This is a genomic window from Streptomyces atriruber (genome assembly GCF_001418325.1).
Classification (GTDB): domain Bacteria; phylum Actinomycetota; class Actinomycetes; order Streptomycetales; family Streptomycetaceae; genus Streptomyces; species Streptomyces atriruber.
In genome coordinates this window covers 1-4627 of record NZ_LIPN01000255.1, presented here as the reverse complement: position 1 = coordinate 4627, position 4627 = coordinate 1, and the positions used below count along the sequence as shown (strand labels likewise).

Sequence of the window (4627 nt, the reverse complement as noted above, 5' to 3'; positions counted from 1 at the left end):
GGGCGGTGGGTGCGGGGCGGTGACGGGATCGAGGGGCCGGTAGCGGGTCCGGCCGCTGATTCGGCTTCCGCGTCCGCCTTCCGAGTGGCCGGGCGGCTCGGCGGACCCATGCGCTCCAGGGCCTCCCTCGCCGGGGCCTGCACGATCACCGGTCGGCGCTTCCCCTCGGTGCGGGGCGCGGGCGGCGGCGCGGTGGCCGCGGCCGGGCCCCGGCCTGGACCCGAGGGCCGCTCGACGCTCATGCAGCCGGAGACGGCGGCCGAGGTGGCGGCCGAGACCGCCATCGTGACGAGGAGCGCGGCGGCAGCGGTGGTCGTCGGTCGATGCATCTGCGCAACTCTGCTGGGTCCTGCGCGAGTTGGCGCCGGAACGTCACGAGGTTGCCCCGCACGGGTGACGGCTCGGCTCCCTACTCATCCAACATCCCCTGCAACAGTTCCCCCACGCTGCTCCGCAACTCCTCCTGCGTCGGCGCCGTGGCGTGGTACGAACCCGCCACGCACGAGAACATCAGGCCATCGCACCAGGCCACCAGTGACAGCGTGTGGCGTTCCGGCGCGGTGGAGCCGGCCGCGCGGAGCAGGACCTCCAGAGGCTCCCTGAACTGGGCGCCCGCCGCGTCGTAATAGGCGCGCAGCTCCGGTCTGCGGGTTGCCTCCATGGCCAACTCGTATCGGGATACGAGGAGTTGGCGGTGGTCGCCGGTCAGGTACCGGTGCAGGGCCATGGCCAGGCCCGCGACCAGTTGCTCGCGTCCCGCGCTCGGATGCGGCATCTCGGCGGGGTTCAGCACCTCCGCCTCGCGCTCGGCCTGTCGTCGCACCGCCGCCTCCAGGAGGGCGAGCCGGGTGCGCGCGTGGTTGGACGTGGAGCCCTGGGGCAGGCCCGCCGCCTCGTCGACGGCGCGGTGGGTGAGGCCGCGCATGCCGCGCTCCGCGAGCAGGGTGAGGGCGGTGTCGGCGATGAGCTCGGTGCGGGGAGGTCCCGCGCTGCGTAGGGGCATGGCGAAGACCTTACCTGGCGGACTACAGGTGTAGTACGGTCATGCCATCGCCTACTACACCTGTAGTGAAGAGCTGGGTGGCGCGCACGCGGCGGCCGCGTGTGGCACGGCGGAGGAGGAGTCATGAATCAGGCCGGGAACCAGGGCAGGAACCAGGCCGGGAACCAGCAGCCCCACGCCGTTGTCATCGGCGGCGGCATCGGCGGGCTCACCGCGGCCATCGGCCTGCACGAGTCCGGGTGGAGCGTCACCGTCCTGGAGCGTGCCGCCTCCCTGGAGCCGGTCGGCTCGGGCATCGGTCTCGCCCCCAACTCGCAGCGCGCCCTGGACGTCCTGGGCCTCGGCGCCCGGGTCCGTGCGCTCGCCGCCTGGGAGGGCGACGGCGGGATGCGCGCGCAGAACGGCCGCTGGCTGGTGCGCACGAGCGCCGCCGAGGCCGAGGGGGCGTACGGCGGATCGCTCGTCGTGCTGCACCGAGCGACCCTCGTCGACCTGCTGGTCTCCGCGCTGCCCGAGAAGTCGCTGCGCACCGGCACGCGCGCCCGCCTCGCGGACCCCGGCGCCGCCGACCGCCGGGCCGTCGTCACCACCGACGACGGCGAGATCGAGGCGGACCTCGTCGTCGGCGCCGACGGCATCAACTCCGCCGTGCGCACGGCCCTCTTCCCGGCTCACCCCCAACCCGTGTACGCAGGATTCACCGCCTGGCGCTTCGTCGTCCCCGCGCCCGCCAAGGCCTTCACGCCGCACGAGACCTGGGGCCGCGGCGGCGTATGGGGCACGCAACCACTGAAGGACGGCAGGGTGTACGCGTACGCCACCGCCCGGCTGCCCGAAGGCGGCAGGGCGCCCGACCACGAGAAGGCCGAGCTGGAGCGCCGCTTCGCCGACTGGCACGACCCGATCCCCGGCCTGATCGCCGCCGTCCGGCCCGAGGACGTCCTGCGCAACGACGTCCGTCATCTGACGACGCCGCTCGCCGCGTACCACCGCGGTCGCGTCGCCCTCCTCGGTGACGCCGCGCACGCCATGGCGCCGAGCCTCGGCCAGGGCGGCAACCAGGCCATCGAGGACGCCGTCGTCCTCGCCCATCACGTGGCGCCGGGCGCCGACCTCGCCGCGGGACTGGCCGCCTACAGCGCGGCCCGCGTCCCCCGCACCACGGAAATCGTCCGGCGCGCCGCACGAGCCGCCCGCGTCACGCATCTCACCGGCGCCCCGCTCGCCGCCGTACGCAACGCCCTCATCTCGACGGCGTCGCGACTCGGCCCGAACTTCATCATGCGGAGCTTCTCCGCCATCGCCGACTGGCGTCCCCCGCAGGCCCCGTATGCTGCGGGAACGACGACCGGAGCCGCCGAGCGGAGCACGGGGGCGACGAACCGCGAGCCGGTACAGCGGCAGCGGCAACAGCGGGCCAGTAGCAGGCCGGCAGTAGGCGAGTAGCAGGCCAGTGGTCGGGGCCGGTAGGGAGACAGTGGTGAAGATCGGCTGCATCGGACTCGGCGACATCGCGCAAAAGGCGTATCTGCCCGTCCTCACCACCCTGCCCGGGGTCGAACTGCACCTGCAGACGCGCACGCCCGCGACCCTCGCCCGGGTCGCCGGCGTCCACCACATCCCGGACTCCCGCTGCCACACCGACCTGGACGCCCTGCTCGCCCAGGGGCTCGACGCCGCCTTCGTGCACGCGCCGACCGCCGTGCACCCGGAGATCGTCACCCGCCTCGTCGAAGCGGGCGTGCCGACCTACGTCGACAAGCCCATCGCGTACGAACTCGCCGACTCCGAGCGCCTCGTGCGCCTCGCCGAGGAGCGCGGCGTCAGCCTCGCGGTCGGCTTCAACCGCCGCTTCGCGCCCGGCTACGCCCAGTGCGTCGACCACCCGCGCGAGATGATCCTCATGCAGAAGAACCGCGTGGGGCTGCCCGAGGACCCGCGCACGCTCGTGCTGGACGACTTCATCCACGTCCTGGACACGCTGCGCTTCCTGGCGCCGGGACCGATCGACGACGTGACCGTGCGCTCCCGCGTCGAGGACGGTCTCATGCAGCACGTGGTCGTGCAGCTCGGCGGCGACGGGTTCACCGCGATCGGCATGATGAACCGGCTCAGCGGCTCCACCGAGGAGATCCTCGAGGTCTCCGGGCAGGACACCAAGCGGCAGGTCCTCAACCTCGCCGAGGTCGTCGACCACAAGGGCCAGCCCACGGTGCGGCGACGCGGTGACTGGGTCTCGGTGGCCCGCCAGCGCGGCATCGAGCAGGTGGTGCTCGCCTTCCTCGACGCCGTGCGCGCGGGGAAGCTGCTCAGCGCCCGGGACGCACTGGCGACTCATGAGCTGTGCGAGCGCGTGGTGCTTGCCGCTCAGGAGCAGTCCGCCTGAGAGAGGCCGCCCCGAAGTGCCGCAGGCCCTCGGTCACGCCCAGCGCCACGAGCACGAGGAGCGCGGCGTGCACGGGCCAGTCGCCCCACTTGACGTACGCCGTCTCACCGGTGGCCAGCGGTACGTCGTACACCGCCGCGGCGCTGGCCGAGGTGCCGAGCGTGCCGCCGATGCGTGCACCGTCCGGACCGTGCACCGCGGAGACGCCGGTGAGCGTGGCGTGCACCATGGGCCGGCCGGTCTCCGCCGCCCGCACCGCTGCGAGCGACGCGTGCTGCGGGGGAGCCCAGCTGTTCTGGAACGACGACGTGGCGGACTGGGCGAGGAGCAGTCCGGCGCCGTCCCGGGTGAGGCGGCGGCTCATGTCGGGGAACGCCGACTCGAAGCAGACGAGGGGGCCGACGCGGAGGTCGTGTGCGGTGCCGGACCCGTTGCCGCGGCCGTTGTCGCGGCTGGTGTTGCGGCCGGTGTTCATCACCACCTGGTGGTCGCCGCGCCTGCGGTCCTCGCCCGCGGCCTTGCCCACGGACGTCGCCCAGCCGAGCAGGGAGCGCGCCGGAACGTACTCGCCGAAGGGCACGAGCCGCATCTTGTCGTAGCGGTCGCCGGTCGGCCCCTCCGGGCCCACCAGGACGGAACTCTTGAATATGCCGGGCCGGTCGGAGCGGCGCGCGTCGACGTTCACCAGGATGTCCGCGCCCACCTCGCGGGAGAGCGCGGCGATCCGGCGCGCGACGTCCGGCCGGTCGGCCAGGTCGAAACCGACGCTGCTTTCTCCCCAGACGACGAGGTCCACGTCCCGGCCCACGAGGGTCCGGGTGAGCGCCTCCTCGCGGGCGAGGCGCTTGTCGGCGCTCGCGATGCCGTCTTCGATGATGCCGGGCTGGACGACGGCGATGCGGGCCTGCCCGGCGGGCTCGGGGCGAGGGGCCCACACCCAGGCGGCCGCGCCTGCGGTGGCCACGGCGAGGATGCCTGCGAGGGCGGGGAGGGCGGGGGTGGTGTAGGGGGCGTAGGGGGTGAGGGGGGCGTGGAGAGGGAGTCCGTGTGCTCCGTACGGGGGGTCGTCGCCCGTGCGGTCGCCGCGACGGCGAGCAGCGCGACCCCCGTGTTCACGACCACCACGAACGCGCTGACCAGCCACACCCCGCCCACCGAGACGAGCCGCAGCGCGGGCGTGACCTGCCACTGGCTGGAGCCGAGCAGACCCCACGGCCCGCCCAATCCTTCCCACGACC

At 73.7% G+C, this 4627-nt stretch carries 3 protein-coding genes and 2 pseudogenes; 2 read left to right on the top strand and 3 right to left on the bottom strand.

What is annotated here, in order from left to right:
* A pseudogene (locus tag AOK03_RS42760) lies at positions 1-329 on the bottom strand (hypothetical protein); the annotation flags it as partial.
* An 80-nt stretch (positions 330-409) separates the two neighbouring features.
* Positions 410-1003, bottom strand: a complete 594-nt coding sequence (locus AOK03_RS25185) for a TetR/AcrR family transcriptional regulator (RefSeq protein ID WP_055567623.1) — start codon at positions 1001-1003, stop codon at positions 410-412.
* A gap of 123 nt (positions 1004-1126) precedes the next feature.
* On the opposite strand from AOK03_RS25185, the gene AOK03_RS25180 reads away from it, so the two are divergent.
* Positions 1127-2449, top strand: a complete 1323-nt coding sequence (locus tag AOK03_RS25180) for an FAD-dependent monooxygenase (protein WP_079074946.1) — start codon at positions 1127-1129, stop codon at positions 2447-2449.
* Positions 2450-2483: 34 nt separating this feature from the next.
* Positions 2484-3389 carry a Gfo/Idh/MocA family protein gene (locus AOK03_RS25175; RefSeq protein WP_055567622.1) on the top strand — a complete coding sequence of 302 codons (906 nt, stop codon included), beginning with the start codon at positions 2484-2486 and terminating at the stop codon, positions 3387-3389.
* Here AOK03_RS25175 and lnt read toward each other — a convergent pair.
* Positions 3313-4627: pseudogene (lnt, locus tag AOK03_RS25170) on the bottom strand (apolipoprotein N-acyltransferase); the annotation flags it as partial. The gene AOK03_RS25175 and the pseudogene lnt sit on opposite strands and share 77 nt — an antisense overlap.